The sequence below is a fragment of the Leifsonia shinshuensis genome (genome assembly GCF_014217625.1).
Taxonomy (GTDB): Bacteria; Actinomycetota; Actinomycetes; order Actinomycetales; family Microbacteriaceae; genus Leifsonia; species Leifsonia shinshuensis_A.
This window is the reverse complement of the sequence record NZ_CP043641.1, coordinates 707,862-726,629: the sequence shown is the minus strand read 5'-3', so window position 1 is coordinate 726,629 and position 18,768 is coordinate 707,862. Positions and strand designations below refer to the sequence as shown.

At 72.7% G+C, this 18,768-nt stretch carries 19 protein-coding genes and 1 tRNA gene; 10 read left to right on the top strand and 10 right to left on the bottom strand.

Features of this window, described 5'->3' with window-relative positions; all coding sequences use genetic code 11:
• Positions 1–146 precede the first annotated feature (146 nt).
• Positions 147–713 carry a PadR family transcriptional regulator gene (locus tag F1C12_RS03470; RefSeq protein ID WP_185277455.1) on the top strand — a complete coding sequence of 189 codons (567 nt, stop codon included), beginning with the start codon at positions 147–149 and terminating at the stop codon, positions 711–713.
• 16 nt (positions 714–729) lie between these two features.
• Here the strand turns inward: F1C12_RS03470 and F1C12_RS03465 are convergent, their stop codons facing one another.
• Both F1C12_RS03465 and F1C12_RS03460 read right to left on the bottom strand, forming a co-directional pair.
• Positions 730–1,572, bottom strand: a complete 843-nt coding sequence (locus tag F1C12_RS03465; RefSeq protein WP_185277454.1) for a DUF1684 domain-containing protein — start codon at positions 1,570–1,572, stop codon at positions 730–732.
• A gap of 85 nt (positions 1,573–1,657) precedes the next feature.
• Positions 1,658–3,331 carry a bifunctional 3'-5' exonuclease/DNA polymerase gene (locus F1C12_RS03460; RefSeq protein WP_185277453.1) on the bottom strand — a complete coding sequence of 558 codons (1,674 nt, stop codon included), beginning with the start codon at positions 3,329–3,331 and terminating at the stop codon, positions 1,658–1,660.
• Between the two features lie 88 nt (positions 3,332–3,419).
• On the opposite strand from F1C12_RS03460, the gene F1C12_RS03455 reads away from it, so the two are divergent.
• Positions 3,420–3,755 carry a hypothetical protein gene (locus tag F1C12_RS03455; protein ID WP_185277452.1) on the top strand — a complete coding sequence of 112 codons (336 nt, stop codon included), beginning with the start codon at positions 3,420–3,422 and terminating at the stop codon, positions 3,753–3,755.
• A 35-nt stretch (positions 3,756–3,790) separates the two neighbouring features.
• On the opposite strand, the gene F1C12_RS03450 is transcribed toward F1C12_RS03455, so the two are convergent.
• Entirely contained in the window at positions 3,791–4,249 is a 459-nt protein-coding gene (locus F1C12_RS03450) for an NUDIX domain-containing protein (RefSeq protein ID WP_185277451.1), read from the bottom strand.
• Between the two features lie 76 nt (positions 4,250–4,325).
• On the opposite strand from F1C12_RS03450, the gene F1C12_RS03445 reads away from it, so the two are divergent.
• From F1C12_RS03445 to F1C12_RS03425, 5 genes are all read left to right on the top strand, one after another.
• Positions 4,326–5,036, top strand: a complete 711-nt coding sequence (locus F1C12_RS03445) for a potassium channel family protein (RefSeq protein WP_185277450.1) — start codon at positions 4,326–4,328, stop codon at positions 5,034–5,036.
• Complete coding sequence (locus F1C12_RS03440) at positions 5,036–5,512, top strand: NUDIX domain-containing protein (protein WP_185277449.1); 477 nt, start codon at positions 5,036–5,038, stop codon at positions 5,510–5,512. Before F1C12_RS03445 ends, F1C12_RS03440 begins: the two co-directional genes overlap by 1 nt.
• Before the next feature lie 65 nt (positions 5,513–5,577).
• Positions 5,578–5,964: a hypothetical protein gene (locus F1C12_RS03435; RefSeq protein WP_185277448.1), complete on the top strand. Its 387-nt coding sequence runs from the start codon at positions 5,578–5,580 to the stop codon at positions 5,962–5,964.
• Positions 5,965–6,026: 62 nt separating this feature from the next.
• Entirely contained in the window at positions 6,027–9,986 is a 3,960-nt protein-coding gene (locus F1C12_RS03430; RefSeq protein ID WP_185277447.1) for a Pls/PosA family non-ribosomal peptide synthetase, read from the top strand.
• Positions 9,983–11,311, top strand: coding sequence for a M1 family metallopeptidase (locus F1C12_RS03425; RefSeq protein WP_185277446.1), 1,329 nt, complete (start codon positions 9,983–9,985; stop codon positions 11,309–11,311). The genes F1C12_RS03430 and F1C12_RS03425 overlap by 4 nt, the downstream gene beginning before the upstream one ends.
• Before the next feature lie 35 nt (positions 11,312–11,346).
• On the opposite strand, the gene F1C12_RS03420 is transcribed toward F1C12_RS03425, so the two are convergent.
• Positions 11,347–11,883 carry a hypothetical protein gene (locus tag F1C12_RS03420; protein WP_185277445.1) on the bottom strand — a complete coding sequence of 179 codons (537 nt, stop codon included), beginning with the start codon at positions 11,881–11,883 and terminating at the stop codon, positions 11,347–11,349.
• A gap of 87 nt (positions 11,884–11,970) precedes the next feature.
• A complete protein-coding gene (locus F1C12_RS03415; RefSeq protein WP_185277444.1) occupies positions 11,971–12,582 on the bottom strand; it encodes a TetR/AcrR family transcriptional regulator in 612 nt (203 codons plus the stop codon).
• A 185-nt stretch (positions 12,583–12,767) separates the two neighbouring features.
• On the opposite strand from F1C12_RS03415, the gene F1C12_RS03410 reads away from it, so the two are divergent.
• Together F1C12_RS03410 and F1C12_RS03405 are read left to right on the top strand one after the other, a co-directional pair.
• Entirely contained in the window at positions 12,768–13,793 is a 1,026-nt protein-coding gene (locus tag F1C12_RS03410) for an aldo/keto reductase (protein WP_185277443.1), read from the top strand.
• A 5-nt stretch (positions 13,794–13,798) separates the two neighbouring features.
• Positions 13,799–14,332: an AAA family ATPase gene (locus tag F1C12_RS03405; RefSeq protein ID WP_185277442.1), complete on the top strand. Its 534-nt coding sequence runs from the start codon at positions 13,799–13,801 to the stop codon at positions 14,330–14,332.
• Positions 14,333–14,425: 93 nt separating this feature from the next.
• Here F1C12_RS03405 and F1C12_RS03400 read toward each other — a convergent pair.
• From F1C12_RS03400 to F1C12_RS03390, 3 genes are all read right to left on the bottom strand, one after another.
• Positions 14,426–14,499 (bottom strand) — tRNA-Ile (locus F1C12_RS03400).
• A gap of 16 nt (positions 14,500–14,515) precedes the next feature.
• Complete coding sequence (locus F1C12_RS03395) at positions 14,516–15,769, bottom strand: glycosyltransferase (RefSeq protein ID WP_258046095.1); 1,254 nt, start codon at positions 15,767–15,769, stop codon at positions 14,516–14,518.
• 89 nt (positions 15,770–15,858) lie between these two features.
• Positions 15,859–16,824 carry a DMT family transporter gene (locus tag F1C12_RS03390; protein ID WP_374939550.1) on the bottom strand — a complete coding sequence of 322 codons (966 nt, stop codon included), beginning with the start codon at positions 16,822–16,824 and terminating at the stop codon, positions 15,859–15,861.
• Between the two features lie 40 nt (positions 16,825–16,864).
• Here F1C12_RS03390 and def point away from each other — a divergent pair, with 40 nt between their 5' ends.
• Positions 16,865–17,431, top strand: a complete 567-nt coding sequence (gene def, locus F1C12_RS03385; protein WP_185277441.1) for a peptide deformylase — start codon at positions 16,865–16,867, stop codon at positions 17,429–17,431.
• Positions 17,432–17,455: 24 nt separating this feature from the next.
• Here the strand turns inward: def and F1C12_RS03380 are convergent, their stop codons facing one another.
• On the bottom strand, positions 17,456–18,331 hold the full coding sequence (locus tag F1C12_RS03380) for a sensor histidine kinase (RefSeq protein WP_185277440.1): 876 nt from the start codon (positions 18,329–18,331) through the stop codon (positions 17,456–17,458).
• Positions 18,332–18,426: 95 nt separating this feature from the next.
• A complete protein-coding gene (locus F1C12_RS03375; protein ID WP_185277439.1) occupies positions 18,427–18,744 on the bottom strand; it encodes an SHOCT domain-containing protein in 318 nt (105 codons plus the stop codon).
• Positions 18,745–18,768 lie beyond the last annotated feature (24 nt).

Genomic DNA, 18,768 nt, shown 5'->3' with positions numbered 1-18,768 from the left:
CGTCTTCCCCTACGACCGCGAACGGATTCCATGACTCCTATTAAGTTGGCTACCGCGATTATGCCGGAGAACGCGCCCGAGTTACAAGATTGTGATTCGGCGATTCCTCCGTGCCACGCGCTCGCGAGCGGAATAGCATACCGGGTATGTCGGTCCAGTATGGTTTCCTCGCGGTGCTGACCCAGGGCCCCGCCTACGGCTCCCAGCTCCAGAATGAATTCCTCCTGCGCGCGGCCAACCGCCGCCAGCTCAACGCCGGGCAGGTCTACTCCACGCTCGACCGGATGGCCGAGCAGGGGCTGATCGAGTCGGCGGGTGAGACCGACGACGGCCTCCCCCTCTACCGGCTCACGGCGGCCGGCACCGAGGAGGCCACCGGGTGGCTGACCTCCGGCCCGCGCGACGCCCGTCCGGACTGGGACGAGATGCAGGACCAGGTGCTGGTCGCGGCGTCCCTCGACGGGGCGGACGCGGAGGCCGTCGTGGCGGACTACCGCGCGGCGTTCGCCGAGCGCATCCGGGAGCTGACCCACGACGCGGACTCCCGCGCAGTCCTGGCCGCCAACCGCGCGGCCGAACTCGGCGCCCGCGCTGCGATCGAATGGCTGGACGAGGTCGCCAAGGCACTTGCCGCGCACCCCGGCGCGCTCGTGCAGCCGCGCTGCCCCGAGCGCCCGCGCCGCGGACGCAAGCCCGCGGCCGCCGTCGACTGAGAGCAGCCGTCGCCGCTCAGTGCAGGAGCTGGCCGTCCTTGTCGAGCACGTTCTTCTCTCCGGCCTCGATCGGGACCGCGAAGCGGTTCTGCGCGGGAGGCAGCGGGCAGTTGAAGTTGTAGCTGAACGCGCACGGCGGCAGCACGGCGAGGTTGAAGTCGAGAGTCACGGTGCCGTCCTCGTTCGGGACGACGAACAGGAACCGGCCGACCGAATAGGTGCTCTCGCCGTTGGTGGTGTCCGAGAAGACGAGCTGGAGGGCGCGGCCGGCCTTGAAGGCGGCCAGGTTGTAGTCGACGCCGTCCTTGCTGAAGGTGATCTCGCCCGGGATGACCATGTCGCGGGTGGCACCGTCGTCCTTGAGGTGCTCGAAGCCGACCGTCTTGCCGCCCTCGATCGACGAGAACGTCGCGGTGATGATCCAGTCCCGGTTGAACGGGAAGGCGTCGATGGAGCCGAACTTCTGGATGTCCTCCGACTGGGCGTCCCAGACACGGAGGGCGTACTCGCCCTGCTCGCTCGCGATGACGAAGCCGGTGACGGTGTCGCTGAAGCGGATGGCGCCCGGGTTGGGGTCGTCCTTGCCGCGCACGATCGCGGAGCCGTCGACCAGCACCTCGTCCACGAAGATGTTGTCCGTCGCCGAGGCGGTGACCTTCAGCCCGGACTGACCCGCCGGAAGCGGCGACCACAGGCCGGGCACGCCCCAGACCGGCTGCTCGGAGTCCGGCTCGCCGGTGATCCACTGCGTGTTCACGAGCGCCAGGTTGCCCTGCGGGGCCGTCACAGCCTGCTCGCGGCGGGCGTGGTACCGGGCGAGGACGGCGTCGGGATCGGCGGGGGCAGCGGTGTCGGTCATGGTCTCCATCCTCTGTCAGGTCGGTGGGTGCAACCAAGCGCGACACTCCCCCATTCCCGCCGCGCGCACGTGCGCACGGGCCGGATCACTTTGCCTCGCCGTAGCTGTCCACCACCGCGGCCGTCACCGGGAAGTCGACGGGGAAGCCGCCGAAGAGCAGCCGCCCTGCGGCCTCGGCCGACGCGCGCACCTCGGCGGCGACGGCATCTGCGATGTCGGCCGGGGCGTGCACGATGACCTCGTCGTGCAGGAAGTACACCAGGTGCGGCCCCGCGGTGAACTCCGCGGCTGCCGGGGTCAGGCGCGCGAGCCGGTTGCGCAGCTCCGCCATCCAGCAGAGCGCCCACTCCGCTGCGCTCGCCTGCACGACGAAGTTGCGCGTGAAGCGGCCCCAGTCGCGCGCCTGGCTGCGGGCGCGGCGCTCCTCCGCAGGCGTCGACTCCGCTCCGGAGGCCGCCGACTGGGTGGCCTGCCAGCTGCCGCCGGGCCGCGGTGAGCTGCGGCCGAGGCGGGAGGTGACGATGTCGCCGCGCTCCCCCGTTCGCGCCGCGTCCTCGACGAGCCGGACCGCCCGCGGAAAGGCGCGCGCGAGCCGCGGCATCAAGCGGCCGCTGTCGCCCGTCGTCGCGCCGTACATGGCGCCGAGCATGGCCACCTTGGCCTGCGCGCGCTCCTCCACCGCGCCGCTCGCCACGATGCCCGCATACAGGTCGCGGCCGCGGCCGGCCTCCGCCATCGCGGTGTCGCCGGCGAGGCCGGTGAGGATGCGCGGCTCGAGTTGCGCGGCGTCGGCCACCACGAGCTTCCAGCCCGGATCGGCCACGACCGCTCCGCGGACCTCCTTGGGCAGCTGGAGGGCGCCGCCGCCCCGCGTGGCCCAGCGTCCGGTCACGACGCCGCCGGGGATGTAGTCGGGCCGGAAGCGTCCGTCGCGCACCCAGGCGTCCAGCCAGCTCCAGCCGTTGGCGGAGTGCAGCCGGGCGAGCTTCTTGTAGCGGAGCACAGCCGGGATCGCGGGATGGTCGAGCTCGCGCAGCTCCCATGACCGCGTCGAGGTGACCATGAGGCCCGCGCGCTGCAAGGCCTTCAGGAGCTCGGGCGGGCTGTCCGGGTTGAGGTCGGGCGCTTCGAGGGCTGCGCGGATCTCGACCGCCAGGTTCTCCAGCGCCTCCGGCCGCCCGTAGCTCGGGCGTGGGCCGAGCGCGGCGCGCAGCAGCTCGTCGTGCCGGTCGACGCTGTACGGGAGGCCGGCGTGCTGCATCTCCGCGGCGATCAGCGCGCCGGCGGACTCGGCGGCGAGCAGGAGCCGGAGGCGGCCGGGCTCTGCGCTTCCGGCCACGGCCTCCTGCTGCGCCGCGAACTCCGCCTCGATGGAGGGCCGGGCCGCCTCGACGGGGTGCTCGAAGTCGAACAGCGTCGCGGTCGCGGGCGCGGGTTCGTCGTCCAGCGCACGCGCGGCGTCCCACGGCCCGGGCGGCGCGGTGGCGAGGCTCGAGGCGGCCGTGAGCGTCGACGCCCGCAGGATGGCGTGACTGAGCCGCAGGTCCACGCAGCGCTCGACGCGGACGCCGTACCGGAGCAGCCGGGGATACCAGGAGCGGGTGTCGTCCCAGACCCAACGCGGACGGGACGCCGCCTCCTCGCTCCGGACGAACTCCGGCAGCTCCGCCTCCGCGAACTCCGTGCGCCCGGCGTCGTCGCCGTCGGGACGGATCGCCACGACCCGCCCGGGGGCGACGCGGTCGAGAAGCAGGTGCACGCCTCAATTCTGCATGCGGCGGACGACACTTCTCGCTATAGTGAGGAAACGTCACTTTAAGCGATGCCGACCCGAAAGGCGAGCGACGATGACAGAGTACCTGCACGACTCCCAGGGAGTGTGGATCGCGTACCGGCCCGACCCGCAGTCGCGCTGGCTGTTCAACTCCGAGGGCGACTGGATCGGCTGGTTCCCCTGGTCGGACGATGTCGCGGTGACCCCCGGCGGCTCCTACCTCGGGACCGTGCACGGCGACCGTCTCTTCATGGACACCGACCATCCGTACCGCGGCAACCCGGGCTACCCCGGAGCGCCGGGCTACCCCGGTCAGGCGCCGTACCCGGGCGCCGGGCCCTACGTCTGCCTTCCGGACGGCTGCGACGACGTGGCGCCCGCGCTGCTCTGGCCGCGCATCGCCTCCTGAACCGTCGACCCCGACCCGTCAGTCCGCGACAGCCGTCAGCCCGCGAGCGCCGCCAGCCGCGACCGCAGCTCCGGCCAGGCCGCCCCGAACCCGGGATGCAGCGGCAGGTCCGCGACCTCGCCGACCGACACCCAGCGCAGCTCGATGCTCTCGACGTCCGCCATGTGCGGCTCGAACGCGCGCACCGCCTGGGCGACCACGGTCGTGTACGACCAGAAGCCGAGGTCGAGCACGCTCTCGAACAGCACCTGCACGGCGTCCGCGGGCACAGCCGCCTCCTCCGCTGCCTCGCGCAGCGCGCCCTCCACGGCGGTCTCGCCCTCGTGCCTGGCGCCGCCCGGGAGGCCCCAGGTGCCGCCGAAATGGCTCCAGTCCGCGCGGTGCTGAAGCAGCACGCCGCGCCGCAGGTCGTGGATGAGCAGCCCCGCGGCGCCGAACCGGCCCCAGAAGCGCTCGCCGTTCGGACCTTCCACCCATGCGTCGCCGGAATTCACGTCTCCACGTTAGCCGCCCGTCGACCGCCGGTGACGCCGCGTGACGGTTCTCGCAGGACGGTCCTACTGTGTGGTCATGACACTCGAACGCTGGCGCCACCTCACCGAGTGGCCACTCACCGCCGCAGCAGCGGTGTTCCTCGTCGCCTACGCCTGGGAGGTCATCGGCGACCTCCACGGCCCGGAGCTCGTCGTCGCGGAGACCGTGATCTGGTTCACCTGGGCCGTCTTCCTGATCGACTACTTCGTCTGCCTCGCCCTCGCCCCGCGGCGATGGCGCTGGTTCTACACCCACCTGTTCGACCTCGCGATCGTGGTGCTACCGATGCTGCGGCCGCTGCGGCTGCTGCGGCTCGTGACGATCCTCGCCATCCTGCAGCGCAGCGCGGGCGCCGCGTTCCGGGGGCGCGTGATCGTCTACGTCGTCGGCGCGGGCGGCCTGCTGGTGTTCACGGCGGCGCTCGCGGCGCTCGACGCCGAGCGCGGGGTGGCGCACGCGCGGATCCAGACCTTCCCTGAGGCCATCTGGTGGGCCTTCGAGACGATCTCCACGGTCGGCTACGGCGACTACGTCCCGGTCACCGAGGTCGGCAAGCTGGTCGCGGTCGGGCTGATGATCGGCGGCATCGCGACGCTCGGCATCGTGACGGCGACGCTGGCCTCCTGGATCGTGGAGCGGGTCGCGCAGACCGAGATCGACATGCGCGCGGCCACCCGCGGCCAGATCCGCGAGCTGTCGAAGCAGGTCGCCGAGCTGAAGACCCTGCTCGAACAGAAGTCGGCCTGATGGCCGTGCGGAGCGCGGCGATCCTGCTGCACCGCCGCGGCGAGGCCGGCAGGGAGGTCTGGATCGCCCACATGGGCGGCCCGTTCTGGGCGCGCAAAGACGAGGGCGCCTGGACGCTGCCGAAGGGCCTGGTCGAAGAGGACGACGTGGACGAGCTCGCCGCGGCCCGGCGCGAGTTCGCCGAGGAGATGGGCACGCCCTCCCCCGACGCCGTCTACCTGCCGCTCGGCGAGTTCCGGGCGTCGAGCAAGACGTTCGTGGTGTTCGCGGCGGAGGCCGACTTCGGTCCGATCGAACTGGCCAGCAACGAGTTCGAGCTGGAGTGGCCGCCGCGGTCCGGCGTGTTCCGCACGTTCCCGGAGGTGGACGACGCCGGGTGGCACCCCGTGGAGCGGGCGCGCACGAAGCTCGCGAAAGGGCAGCGGCCCATTCTGGACGCGCTGCTGCGGCGCCTCGGCGAATCCGGATCCGACTAGCGCGCACGGCACCCCTGCGGACGTATCGTTGGCTGCACGTGCCGGACGGGACGAAGGAGAAGCAGGTGGCGAAGAAGAAGGCGGAGAAGGACGCCGAGAAGGCCCTGATCACCGCGAGGGCCGCTGTCGACGAGGCGCAGCGGCTGGTCAAGAAGCTCGACAAGAAGACCCGCAAGGAGGCCGACGACCTCGCGGCCGCGCTGGAGCAGGCGGCCAAGGACGCCAAGAAGGCCTCGCAGCGCGCCCGCAAGACGGCGGAGGCGGCGGCCAAGGACGCCAAGGAGAAGGCCCAGGCGGCCCGCGAGCGGGCACGCACGGCGGCGTCGGCGCCGGCGGCGAGCACGGGGATCCCGACGTTCCGCGACCTGCGCGACCGCGCGAAGGCGCAGGGCATCCAGGGCTACTCCCGGATGAACAAGGCGCAACTGCTGCACGCGCTGGGCGAGGGCTGAGCGGCGCCCCCCACCACCGGCCGTTCACCCGCCGGTAACCGGCTGCTCCTACGGTTGCCGCCGTGACAGACACCACCGCCGAGCCCGCGATCCTCTCGGCGCTGGACGCCGCGCCCGCTCCCCGGACGCTGATCGACATCCTCCGGGAGTCGGCGGCGGCCAACCCGCAGGGATCTGCCATCGAGGACGCGCGGGGCGCTCTGAGCTACCGCGAGCTGCTGGCGCGCGTGCTGGCGACGGCCGCGCGCCTGCGGGAGGCCGGCGTGCGCCGCGGCGACCGCGTCGGCGTGCGGATGACCTCCGGCAGCAGGGACCTCTACCTCGCGATCCTCGGCGTGCTCGCCGCGGGAGCCGCCTACGTGCCGGTGGACGCCGACGACCCGCAGGAGCGCGCCGACCTCGTCTTCGGCGAGGCGGACGTGCGCGGCGTCATCACGGACGACGGCTACCTCGCCACAGCCTCGGACGACGGCGCTGACGCGGTCGACGTCCCGGCCGGACCGCTCGCGGTCCAAGGCCAGGAGCCGCACCCGAGCACCTCCAACCTCCCGGTGGTCGACCCGCCGACCCCGGAGGACGACGCCTGGATCATCTTCACCTCCGGTTCGACCGGCACCCCGAAGGGCGTCGCGGTGCGGCACTGGTCGGCGGCGGCGTTCGTGGACGCCGAGTCGCGGCTGTTCCTGCAGGAGGAGCCGATCGGGCCGGGCGACCGCGTGCTCGCCGGCCTCTCGGTGGCATTCGACGCCTCCTGCGAGGAGATGTGGCTCGCCTGGGGCCACGGCGCCTGCCTGGTGCCCGCACCGCGCTCGCTGGTGCGCACCGGCATGGACCTGGGGCCGTGGCTGGCCGCGCGCCGCATCACCATCGTCTCCACGGTGCCGACGCTCGCGGCGCTGTGGCCCACCGACGCGCTCGACACCGTCCGGCTGCTGATCTTCGGCGGCGAGTCCTGCCCGCCCGAACTGGTCAACCGGCTCGCCGTGGAGGGGCGCGAAGTCTGGAACACCTACGGCCCGACCGAGGCGACCGTCGTCGCGTGCGCGAGCCTCCTCACGGCGGGAGAGCCCGTGCGGATCGGCCTCCCGCTCGACGGCTGGGACCTCGCGGTCGTCGGCCCGGACGGCTCCCCGGTCGCCAACGGAGAGTCCGGCGAGCTGATCATCGGCGGCGTCGGCCTCGCCCGCTACCTCGATCCGGCGAAGGACGCGGAGAAGTACGCGCCGCTCCCCTCGCTCGGCTGGGCGCGCGCGTACCGCAGCGGCGACCTGGTGCGCTTCGACCCGGCCGGCCTGTTCTACCTCGGCCGAGCGGACGACCAGGTCAAGGTCGGCGGCCGTCGGATCGAGCTCGGCGAGGTGGAGGCCGCCCTCCAGCAGCTGCCCGGCGTGTCCGGGGCCGCCGCCGCTGTGCGCAGGAGCTCGGCCGGCAACGACGTGCTGGTCGGCTACCTCGCCGTCCCCGAGCGCGCCTCCTTCGACCGGCGCGCGGCACTGGAGGAGCTGCGCGCCGAGCTGCCGGCGGCGCTCGTGCCGCTGCTGGCGGTCGTGGACGACCTCCCGGTGCGCACCTCCGGCAAGGTCGACCGCGCCGCGCTGCCCTGGCCGCTGGAGGACGTGGACGAGGACGCCCCCGATCTCGACCCGGTGTCCGAGCTGCTGGCCGCCGACTGGCGCAGCGTGCTCGGACTGCCGGTGAGCGGGCTCGACGACAACTTCTTCGACCTGGGCGGAGGCTCGCTCGCGGCCGCGCAGCTCGTCTCGCTCGTGCGCAGGCGGCACCCCGACATCACCGTGGCCGACATCTACGCCCACCCGCGCTTCGGCTCGCTCGCGGACGCCCTCGCGGAGAGCTCGCCATCGGCCTCCGCCGCCTCCACCCACGTCGTCCCGCCGACCCCGCGGCGGATGCAGGTCCTCCAGACCGTGCTCGGGGTGCCGCTGTTCATTCTGAACGGCATCCGCTGGCTGCTCTACCTGCTGACCGCCGCCGCGATCCTGCGGCCGGCCGGCGGCTTCGGCTCCCTGCCTGACGTGAACCTGGTCTGGCTGATCGCCGGGCTGATCGTGTTCGTCACACCGTGGGGCCGGATGGCCATCGCCGTGGTCGCGGCGCGGCTGCTGCTGCTCGGCGTGAAGGCCGGCGACTATCCGCGCGGCGGCGGCGTGCACCTGCGGCTGTGGCTGGCGGAGCAGGTCGCGCACCAGATCGGCGCGGCCAGCCTCGCGGGCGCGCCCTGGATCAGCTACTACGCGCGGGCGCTCGGCGCGACGATCGACCGCGGCGTCGACCTCCACACGCTGCCGCCGGTGACGGGGATGCTGCGGATCGGCGCCGGCGCCTCCATCGAGCCGGAGGTCGACCTCGCCGGGTACTGGATCGACGGCGACCTGGTGCGCATCGGCGAGATCCGCATCGGCGCCGGCAGCTCGGTGGGCGCCCGCAGCTCGCTGATGCCGGGCGCGAAAATCGGCCGCGACGCGACCGTGGCTCCCGGGTCCGCAGTATTCGGCCGCGTGCCGGCCGGCCAGAACTGGGCGGGCTCCCCCGCCGTACGCGTCGGCAAGGCCCGCGAATGGTGGCCGGGCGAGCGGCCGCTGCGCCGCACCCGGTGGGTCGTCGCGTACGCCGCGTCGTCCCTCGTCGTCTCGCTCGTGCCGGTCGTCGCGCTCGGCGTCGGCGGCCTGATCGTCGCGGCGTTCACGCGCGGCTCCACGACGATCGCCGGGGCGATCCCGGGAGCGGCGGCGGCCCTCGTGCCTGCGACGCTCGCCGCAGGCGTCGTGCTGGCCGGTGTCGTCGTCGTGGTGGTGCGCCTGCTCGGCCTCGGCCTGACGGAGGGCGTCTTCCCGGTGCGGAGCCGGGTCGGCTGGCAGGTCTGGTCGACCGAGCGGCTGCTCGACATGGCTCGCACGCTGCTGTTCCCGCTCTACTCGAGCCTGTTCACGCCGGTCTGGCTGCGGATGCTCGGCGCCAGGGTGGGCCGCGACGTCGAGGCCTCCACCGTGCTCCTGCTCCCGGCCATGACGAAGATCCGCGACGGCGCGTTCCTCGCCGACGACACGCTCGTGGCGTCCTACGAACTGGGCGGCGGCTACGTCCGGGTCGCGGAGGCCGAGATCGGCGCGCGCGCCTTCCTCGGCAACTCCGGGATGGCCGGCGGCGGAAACCGGGTGCCGCGCGACGGCCTCGTCGCCGTGCTGTCGGTCGCGCCGCGCAAGGCGAAGGCGGGCTCCTCGTGGCTCGGCTCGCCTCCCGTGAAGCTGCGGAGGCGCGCGCAGGATGCGGACCTCTCGCGCACCTTCGAGCCGCCTGCCGCACTGCGGGTCGCGCGCACCGCGTGGGAGCTGCTGCGCATCGTCCCCGTGTTCGTGACCTGCGCCATCGGGCTCGCGGTGCTGCTGAGCCTCGCCGCGCTCTCCGAGGGCCTGGGCGCCGGCTGGGCGATCGTCCTGAGCGGTCCGGTCCTGCTGGTCGCCGGCGCGGTCGCCGCGGCGGTCAGCACCGCCGCGAAATGGGCGCTGCTCGGGAGGCTGAAGCCGGGCGAGCATCCGCTCTGGTCCTCGTTCATCTGGCGCAGCGAGGTGTCTGACACCTTCACCGAGATGGTGGCGGCGCCCTGGTTCGCCTGGGCCGCGGCCGGGACGCCCGCGCTGGTCTGGTGGCTGCGCAGCCTCGGCGCGCGCATCGGGCACGGCGTGTGGATCGACAGCTACTGGCTCCCGGAGGCCGACCTGGTCGAGCTGGGCGACGCATCCACCGTCAACCGGGGCTGCGTCGTGCAGACGCACCTGTTCCATGATCGAATCATGAGCATGGACGAGGTGATCATCGAGCGCGGCGGGACACTCGGCCCGCACAGCGTCATCCTGCCCGCGGCCGCGATCGGCTCCAACGCGACCGTCGGGCCTGCGTCGCTGGTCATGCGCGGCGAGACGGTGCCCGACCGCAGCAGGTGGAGCGGGAACCCGATCGGCCCGTGGCGGGATGTCGTGGTACGCGAGTACCGTGCGGTGCGATGACCACGGCCCCCTCCAGTGCTGACGCTGTACCCGCGTCCCACGCTTATCTCCCGCGCTCCGGCACCGACGACTTCTCCGTGCTCTCCTACGACCTGGAGCTGTCCTACAAGGTCGCCACGAACCGCCTCGACGGGACGGCCGTCATCCGCGGCCGGGCGAACGTGCCGCTCCCGGCGGTCTCGCTCGACCTCGTGCACCTGCGCGCCAAGCGGGTGAAGCTCGACGGCGACAAGCGCACCCGGTTCACGCAGTCCCCCACGCACGTGCGGGTGAAGCCCGCGAAGCCGATCCCGGCCGGGGACGAGTTCACGGTCGAGATCGCCTACGACGGCTCCCCCGTCCCGCGGCGCACGCGGTGGGGCACTCTCGGCTGGGAGGAGCTGAGCGACGGCGTCATCGTCGCCTCGCAGCCCTCCGGGGCGCCGACCTGGTTCCCGTGCAACGACCGGCCGTCCGACAAAGCTGCGTACCGCATCACGATCACGACCGAGCAGCCGTACACCGTGCTCGCCACCGGCGAGCTGATCGAGCACAGCGTCAGCGGGGGCCGCGGCACCTGGACGTTCGACCGTCCCGAGCCGACGGCGACCTACCTCGCCGCCGTGCAGATCGGCCGGTACGTGCTGGAACCGCGTCGTACCGGCGGCGTGGAGTGGGTGATCGCCTATCCCCCGGCTCTCGCCCGCCGCGTGCTCGCGGACTTCGCCCCGGTGGGCCGGATGATCGAGTGCTTCCAGGAGCGCTTCGGCCCGTACCCGTTCCCGTCCTACACGATCGTGGTGACCGAGGACGCGCTGGAGATCCCGCTCGAGTCGCAGGGCATGGCCACGTTCGGCTCCTCGCACGTCGACGGCCGCGGCGGCTCCGAGCGCCTGATCGCGCACGAGCTGGCGCACCAGTGGTTCGGCAACAGCGTCGGCGTGGCCGGCTGGTCCGACATCTGGCTGAACGAGGGCTTCGCCTGCTACGCCGAGTGGATCTGGTCGGAGTACTCCGGCGGAGCCTCCGCCAACACGCTCGCGCGCACGCACCACGCCGTCCTCCGCATCAAGCCGAAGGACCTGGTGCTCGCGGACCCCGGCGTCGACAGCATGTTCGACGACCGGGTCTACAAGCGCGGGGCGTGCCTCCTGCACGCGCTGCGGCGCAGGCTCGGCGACGACACGTTCTTCGACCTGGTGCGCGGCTGGTCGGCCGCGCACCGCTTCGGGTCGGCGTCGACGGCGGACTTCGAGACGTTCGCAGCCGGGTTCTCGGACGAGCCGCTGGACGAGTTCTTCGACGCGTGGTTGCGGCAGACGCGGCTGCCGTCGCTCAGCGAGTGAGCCGCTGAGCGACGGCGAAGCCGGGACGGTGAGGGCTAGGGTCGACGGTCCTCGGGGCGGCGCTCCTCGCCGGTGATGCCGTCGATGCGCGGCGCGTCGTGCGCGGGCGCCGCCGCCGGAGCTCCGGTGGCCGGCTCCGCTGTCGTGGGTGCGGCGGCCGGACGCGGCGGCGGGACGTCGTCCCTGCGGGTGTCGTCGACCGACCCGTCGGCGACCACGCGGTTGCCGTGCCGGTCGGTCTCGACGTCCGGGTCGACGTCGTCGGCGCGGGACAGCTTGTCCTGCTGCTCCTCGCGGGCGGCCGCGGCGGCGCGCTCGCGCTCGTCGGCCTCCCGGCGCAGCCGCTCGGCCTCGACCTCCGCCTGCTTGACGTCGGCGGCGGCGCGGGCGGACTTCGCCTCGCGGTCCCGCGCGGCCAGCTCATCCCGGGAGGCGGCCTCCCGCAGCTCGGTCGCCCGCTGCCGGTCGGCCTCCTGCTTGCGCCGCCGCCCCATGGTCGAGACGACGATGACGATCCCGACGACGATGACCACGATGACGACGATCAGCACGATCCATCCGATGGTGTTCATGCCCGGGCACGATACCCGCGGCACGCAGTGCCGGAAGGGCCTTGCGCTCGGGGACGGGAGGTGCAGGGGCCGGAGGCCCGAACGCGCCTAGCCCTCCGCCTCCCCCGCCCGCAGCCCGGCGAGCAGCAGCCCCACCATCCGCTCGGCGCGGCCGGAGGCCGCCCCCTCCGGCCGGACGCCGTGGCACAGGTCCGCGACCGCTCCGAGGAACTCCGCCGCGTCGACCTCCTGGGCGATCTCCCCGGAGCGCCGGGCCGCGGCGAGCAGCCGGGCGAGCGTCGGGGTGAGGTGCGTGGAGAAGTACGCGGCAAGCGGCTCGTAGGCGGGGTCGCCGGAGTGCAGAGCGGCCGCGAGCCCGCGCTTGGCGGCGACGAACTGCGTGTAGCGCATGATCCAGCGGTCGAGGGCCTCCCCCGGCGGGTACGCCTCCTCGAGCGGTGCGGCCGCCGCGACGCAGGCGTTCAGCTCGCGCCGGAACACCGCCGAGATCAGGTCGGAGCGCAGCGGGAAATGCCGGTACAGCGTGCCGACCCCCACGCCGGCCCGCGCGGCGATCGCCCGTGCTGGGACGTCCACCCCGGCCTCCGCGAACAGCGCCGTGGCGGCCTCCACCAGCGCGTCGGCGTTCTGGCGGGCGTCGGCGCGGCGCGCGCGGGTGGCGGGGGTCGCCTCGCTCAGGCTGCTCGTGTCGGCGGGCATGGCGCGTTCCTCTGGGTGTTCGCTCTGGCGGATGGGCGGAGATCGGTGTACCGTCGGACGTATTACCGGAACACTGTTCCGGTTACGGCTCCTTCGATCCGGAATCATGTTCCGATTGTCCGATCCTAATCCCGCCGTCACCGCGGCGCCAGACCCGCCCGCCATCCCGACTCAGGAGACACCTCATGCAGTACCGCACCCTCGGCCGCACCGGCATCAAAGTCACCCCCTACGCGCTCGGCGCGACGATGCTCGGTTCGCTGGGCAACCCCGACCGCGCGGAGGGCGTGCGCATCATCCACCGCGCGCTCGACGCCGGCATCAACTTCGTGGACACCGCCGACCGCTACGGCGACTCCGAGGAGGTCGTCGGCGAGGCGCTCAAGGGCCGCCGCGACGACGTCGTCCTCGCCACCAAGTTCTGGGGCCCGGTGGACGACGACGTCAACCACCGCGGCGCCTCCCGGCGCTGGATCATGCAGGCCGCCGAGCGCTCCCTCCGCCGGCTGCAGACCGACCACATCGACCTGTACCAGCTGCACCGCCCCGACCCGGACACCGACATCGACGAGACCCTGTCGGCGCTCACCGACCTGGTCCGGCAGGGCAAGGTCCGGGCGATCGGAACCTCCTCCATGCGCGGCTCGGAGATCGTCGAGGCGCAGTGGATGTCCGAACGGCGCGGCTTCGAGCGCTTCCGCACCGAGCAGCCGAACTACTCGCTACTGGACCGGGAGATCGAGCGCGAGATCCTGCCCGTCGCGCAGCGCTACGGCATGGGGACGCTCGTCTACAGCCCGCTGGCCGGCGGCACGCTCACCGGCCGCTACCGCGCGGGCGCCGAGAACGACAACTTCCGCTCGACCCGCACCGGGATGCGCCACTTCCGCGACGAGCGCCGGCTCGCCGCCGTGGAGGAGCTGATCGCCCTGTCCGAGGAGGTCGGCGTCCCGCTCACCCACTTGGCGATGGCGTTCGTGATCGCCCACCCGGGCGTTACCTCCGCCATCGCGGGCCCGCGCACGATGGAGCAGCTGGAGGATACCCTCGCCGGCGTGGACGTGTCGCTGTCGGACGAGGTCCTCGACCGCATCGACGCGATCGTGCCGCCCGGCGAGAGCATCGGCGCGATGGACATGGTGTACCGCGGTCCGGAGGTCGGCTCCGCCGCGATGCGGCGCCGGCCGGTAGCCGAGCGGGCGGCGGGCTGACCCCGGTGAGCCCCCGCCTCATCCTGATCAACGGCGCACCCGCGAGCGGCAAGACGACCCTCGCCCGCGCCTGGTGCGCGCGCCATGCGGCCGAGTTGCCGCTGGCGCTCGACATCGACGCGCTGCGCGCGATGCTCGGCGGCTGGCAGGACGACCTCCACGCCGCCGGCCTCGCCGCCCGCGAGCTGGCGGTCGCCGCGATCTCGGTGCACCTCGCGAGCGGCCGGGACGTCATGGTGCCGCAGTACCTCCGCCGCGTGGAGTTCGTCGAGCGCCTGGAGGCGACGGCGGCGAACTGCGGCGCGGTCTTCGTGGAGACGGCGCTGCGGATCGACGCGGCGACGGCGGCGGAGCGGTTCGACAGGCGCGCGGCCTCGCTGGGCGGCGCGGACATCCACTCGACGCTGCCCGCGGAGATGGCCGCGGTGGTCGAGGACTTCGAGCGGTTCCTGCTCACGCGGCCGAGGGTGGTGCGGATACCGAGCGGGGAGGGGCCGTTGGCGGCGCTGGATGCGGCAGTTGCGGCTGCGTCGGGTTGAACCAACAGGAGTTACGCCCCGAATCTCCTGCCGGGAGTCGTTCTGCAGGAGTTCCGACGCGTGTCGCGCTCGAAGCTCCTGTTGGGCCGTGAGTAGGGCGGACGGGACTTGAACCCGTGACCGGCGGATTATGAGTCCGATGCTCTGACCAGCTGAGCTACCGCCCCGTGCGCCTTCCCCTGGTCACTCCGGGGTGGGCACGCCGGGGGCCGCCGCCGTCACCGGGTCGGCCACCGGCTCCCCACGATACAGGCTCTCGAAGGTGCTGATCGTGGTCTGGATGTCGTGCGTCGCCACGATCCGCAGCGACGCGTTCTTGAGGACGTCCAGCTCCTCCTGCGGGAGGGTGAGCACGCTCTCCAGCTTGTCCGCCAGATCCTGCGCGTCGCCCGGGCGGAACAGGTGGCCGTTCTCGCCGTCGTGGACCAGGTGCGGCAGCGCCATCGCGTCGGCCGCGACCACCGGGAGGGCGGAGGCCATGGCCTCCATCGTCGCGATCGACTGCAGCTCGGCGATCGACGGCATCGCGAACACCGTGGCCCGCGTGTACGCCTGGCGCAGCTCCTCGTCGGTCACGTAGCCGAGGAACGTCACCCGGTCGGCGATGCCGAGGGTCTCCGCCAGGGCCTGGAGGTTCTTGAACTGGTCTCCCCCGCCGACGATCTCCAGCTTCGCGTCCAGCGCCTCCGGCAGCAGCTTGACCGCGTTGAGCAGCACGTCGATCTGCTTCTCCCCGGTCACCCGGCCGACGAAGAGGATGTGGTTGCCCGTGCGCGGCGTGAAGTCCGGCGTGTAGTTGTGCGCGTCGATGCCGCAGGAGATCGCGTGCACGTTGCGCAGGCCGGTGGCCGCCTCCAGGAACTCCGCCGCGCGACGGGTCGGCGTGGTGATCGCCTCGGCGCGGTCGAAGCTCTTGCGGGCGTCCCGCCACGCGATCGAGACGAAGGTGTGGTGCAGGAACTTCGGCAGGCGCGTGAACTCGATGATGTTCTCCGGCATCACGTGGTTGGTCGCGATGATCCGGATGCCGCGCTTCTGCGCCTCGTACGCGAGCCCGCGGCCCACGACGATGTGCGACTGGAAGTGCACGACGTCCGGCTTCACCTCGTCCAGCACCCGGCGCGCGTTCGCCTTGCTCATCCACGGCAGCGCGAACCGCAGCCAGTCGTGCGGGTACCAGCGCCAGCTGCGGAGGCGGTGGGCGGTCATCTTCTCGCCCTCGTGCTCCTCGATCCAGGTGCCGTGCTTGCGGCTCGCGGACGGGGCGACGATGTGCATGTCGTGGCCGCGCTCCACCAGGCCGGCGGCGAGGCGCTCGGCGAAGCGGGCGGCGCCGTTCACATCCGGCGGGAAGGTGTCGCAGCCCATGAGGATGGTCATCGGCCTGTGCTCGGCCGGGGCGGGCGGGATGTCGTTCGTTCCGCTCGTATCAGGCACGTGGTGGGTCCCTCACGGTCTTCGGCCGGGGCGGTTCGCCCGGCGACGGTCTGAGCGCGCCGGACGGGTCGGACCGGCGATTCATCGATTCAGTCTAGGCCGGATTCCCGCACGGGGTCGGCAAGCCTGTCGGTGAGTGGCGCTTCGCCGTTGGTCTGCGGGTGGTGCTTGGCGAGCTGGAACACGCCGTAGATCGCCACAGCGCCGGTGATCGCGAAGCCGACCATCGCCCACCACGGCGCCCCCGCCGCCTCGTTGAGGACGACGATGCCGATGGTCACGGCGACGAGCGGGTCGATCACGGTCAGGCCGGCGATGACCAGGTCGGGAGGCCCGGACGAGTACGCGTTCTGGACGAAGTATGCCCCGAGACCGGCGGCGGACAGCAGCGCGACGATGCACAGCACCAGCAGCCAGTCCCACTCCTGGTTGGAGATCCGGTCGATGACCACCTTGGCCAGCGTCGCGACGAAACCGTAGAGGACGCCGGCGCCGACGATGTACATGATCGCCTTGAACCTGTGCCGCAGGAAGATGAACGCCAGCGCGAACAGGATGAGCACGACCGCGAGGATGATCAGGATGACGACGAGCGCCCTGGTCGTCACCGGTTGGTCGCGCGCGAAGATCGCGGCGATGATGACGAACGCGCCGACGCCTCCCACACAGAGGGAGATGGCGACGATGGACTGCCGGTTCAGCTTCACGCCGCTCACGCGCGCGTTGAGGACGCTCGTGATCACGAGCCCGACGACGCCGAGCGGCTGGACCAGGATGATCGGCGAGAGCTTGAGGCTGACCAGCTGGAACACGATCGCGAGGCCGAGCAGCGCCGTCCCGATCACCCACGACGGCCGCGCGAGCAGCAGCCCGAGCTGCTGGAGGTTGAGTCCGGCCTTCGCGTCCTGGGTCTGCGCCTCCACCTTCGCGACGCCGTGGTGCTGCAGCTGGGCGCCGAGTGACAGGAACACCGCGCCCACCAGCGCGACCGGGATGCCCAGGAGCTGGCTGGGCTGGTAAGCCAGCTGCAGTGCGTCCATCAGTTCCGTAGCCACGCCACGACCCTACCCAACATGATCCCGATAGTCTTGCCGAATGGCCGTCCTTCCCATCCGGATCACCGGAGACCCCGTCCTGCACACCCGCGCGGCGGAGGTGACGGACTTCGGCGACGACCTCCGCACGCTCGTGGCGGACATGTTCGAGACGATGGATCAGGCGCCCGGCGTGGGCCTCGCCGGTCCGCAGGTCGGCGTGCCGCTGCGCCTGTTCGTCTACGGCTGGACGGACGACGACGACGTGCTGCACCGCGGCGTCGCGATCAACCCCGTGCTGTGGCTCAGCCCGCTGACGGTGGGCGAGCCGGACGAGGACACCGAGTCTGAGGGCTGCCTGTCGTTCCCGGGCGAGCGGTTCCCGCTCCGGCGCGCCGAGAGCGTGATCCTGGAGGCCGTGGACCTGGAGGGCGAGCCGTTCACGGTCCGCGCCGACGGCTGGCTCGCGCGGATCTTCCAGCACGAGTACGACCACCTGGACGGCGTGCTCTACGTCGACCGGCTGGCGCACCCGTACGGCAAGGCGGCGATGAAGGCGCAGCGAAAGAACTCCTGGGGCGTCCCCGGGCTCAGCTGGCTGCCGGGGCGGGACCACCTGGAGGACTGAGCGGCCGCAGCGCGACCGCCGCGCTCAGCGCAGCGGCACCCCGTGCACGCCGTTGTGGTGCCGCAGCGCGGGGAACACCACCGACAGCGAGAACCCCACGCCCGGCACGGTCTTGGCGTCCAGCACCCCGCCGAACAGCGCGGCGCGCTCGCGCAGCTCGTTGAGGTCGGCGCCCTCCACGAACTCGGTCATCGCCCGCAGGTCCTCCTCGGCGCCGTAGGCGGTCGCCTGGTCGACGCCTGCGCGGTCGAGGCCGCGGCGGCGGGCGGCGGCGCGGATGCCGTCGTCGTCGACCGTGACGTGGAGGCCGTCCGGCGTCCAGGTCATCGCGACGACCGCCGTCGTGCCGGCGCCGCCGTGGTCGAGCGCGTTGCCGAGACTGGTCTGCAGGATCCGGAAGACGACGAGCTCCGCGCCCTGCCGCAGCTCGTAGCGCTCGCCGGTCTCGGTGAAGGTCACCTCCAGTCCCGCCTCGCGCATCACCCGGAACAGGTCGCGCGCCGAGTGGAGGCCGGGGGCCGGCAACACCTCGCGGCTCCCGTCGGCGACCGCGTTCTGGAGCCGGCGGAGGTCGGCCAGCGCGTCGCGGGCCGAGGTCTCGATGGCGGCGGCCGAGCGGGAGGCCGCCTCCGGGTCGGCGCCGGCCGCGTAGCGCATCCCCTCGGCCTGGGAGACCAGCCGCGACACCGCGGCGACCGCGACGTCCCCGAGCTCGCCGATGATCCGGAACCGGCCGGCCTGCTCGGCGAGTTCCAGCTCGCGGTCGATGCGGTCCCACTCGCGCTCCTCGCGCGCGTTCTGCGCGCGGCGCCGGCGGGAGCGTTCGAGGAGCCAGAGCGCCGCGAACACGACGGCGGCCGCCAGTGCGGCGGCCGCGAGGGTGGTGGCGAGCGTGGTCATGCTGGTCCTTCCGGGCCGGTGGAGCGGGCCGGTGCGCGGCCCGGACGATCATATCCGGGCCGCGCACCCGCCAGGCCGCGCCTGCCGGGTGGGACCTACGCGCTGTCGCCGCGGTTGGCGCGCAGCACCTCCAGCCGGGCGCGGTACTCCTTCTCGTCGATGTCGCCGTTGGCGTAGCGCTCGGCGAGCGTCTGCTCGGCGGCACGAGTGCCGGAGTGGGGGCCGTTCGGGCCCCAGCCGTAGCCGCCCCGTGCGGCGGCCGCGCGGCGCCAGCGGCGGCCGAAGACGCCGAAGATGAGGAAGAAGATCCCGATCCAGAAGAGCGGGATCAGGAACCACCACCAGCCGAACCAGGGGCCGCCACCCCAGGCGACGACGGCGCAGGGTGCGGCGGCTGCGAGCGAACTGAACATGGTGCATCCAATCGGTGAGCTGTC

Bases quoted from the DNA above. Each gene is read 5' to 3' on its own strand.
- F1C12_RS03470 (WP_185277455.1), top strand. From the start codon at position 147: ATGTCGGTCCAGTATGGTTTCCTCGCGGTGCTGACCCAGGGCCCCGCC.
- F1C12_RS03465 (WP_185277454.1), bottom strand. From the start codon at position 1,572: ATGACCGACACCGCTGCCCCCGCCGATCCCGACGCCGTCCTCGCCCGG.
- F1C12_RS03455 (WP_185277452.1), top strand. From the start codon at position 3,420: ATGACAGAGTACCTGCACGACTCCCAGGGAGTGTGGATCGCGTACCGG.
- F1C12_RS03445 (WP_185277450.1), top strand. From the start codon at position 4,326: ATGACACTCGAACGCTGGCGCCACCTCACCGAGTGGCCACTCACCGCC.
- F1C12_RS03440 (WP_185277449.1), top strand. From the start codon at position 5,036: ATGGCCGTGCGGAGCGCGGCGATCCTGCTGCACCGCCGCGGCGAGGCC.
- F1C12_RS03425 (WP_185277446.1), top strand. From the start codon at position 9,983: ATGACCACGGCCCCCTCCAGTGCTGACGCTGTACCCGCGTCCCACGCT.
- F1C12_RS03420 (WP_185277445.1), bottom strand. From the start codon at position 11,883: ATGAACACCATCGGATGGATCGTGCTGATCGTCGTCATCGTGGTCATC.
- F1C12_RS03415 (WP_185277444.1), bottom strand. From the start codon at position 12,582: ATGCCCGCCGACACGAGCAGCCTGAGCGAGGCGACCCCCGCCACCCGC.
- F1C12_RS03410 (WP_185277443.1), top strand. From the start codon at position 12,768: ATGCAGTACCGCACCCTCGGCCGCACCGGCATCAAAGTCACCCCCTAC.
- def (WP_185277441.1), top strand. From the start codon at position 16,865: ATGGCCGTCCTTCCCATCCGGATCACCGGAGACCCCGTCCTGCACACC.
- F1C12_RS03380 (WP_185277440.1), bottom strand. From the start codon at position 18,331: ATGACCACGCTCGCCACCACCCTCGCGGCCGCCGCACTGGCGGCCGCC.
- F1C12_RS03375 (WP_185277439.1), bottom strand. From the start codon at position 18,744: ATGTTCAGTTCGCTCGCAGCCGCCGCACCCTGCGCCGTCGTCGCCTGG.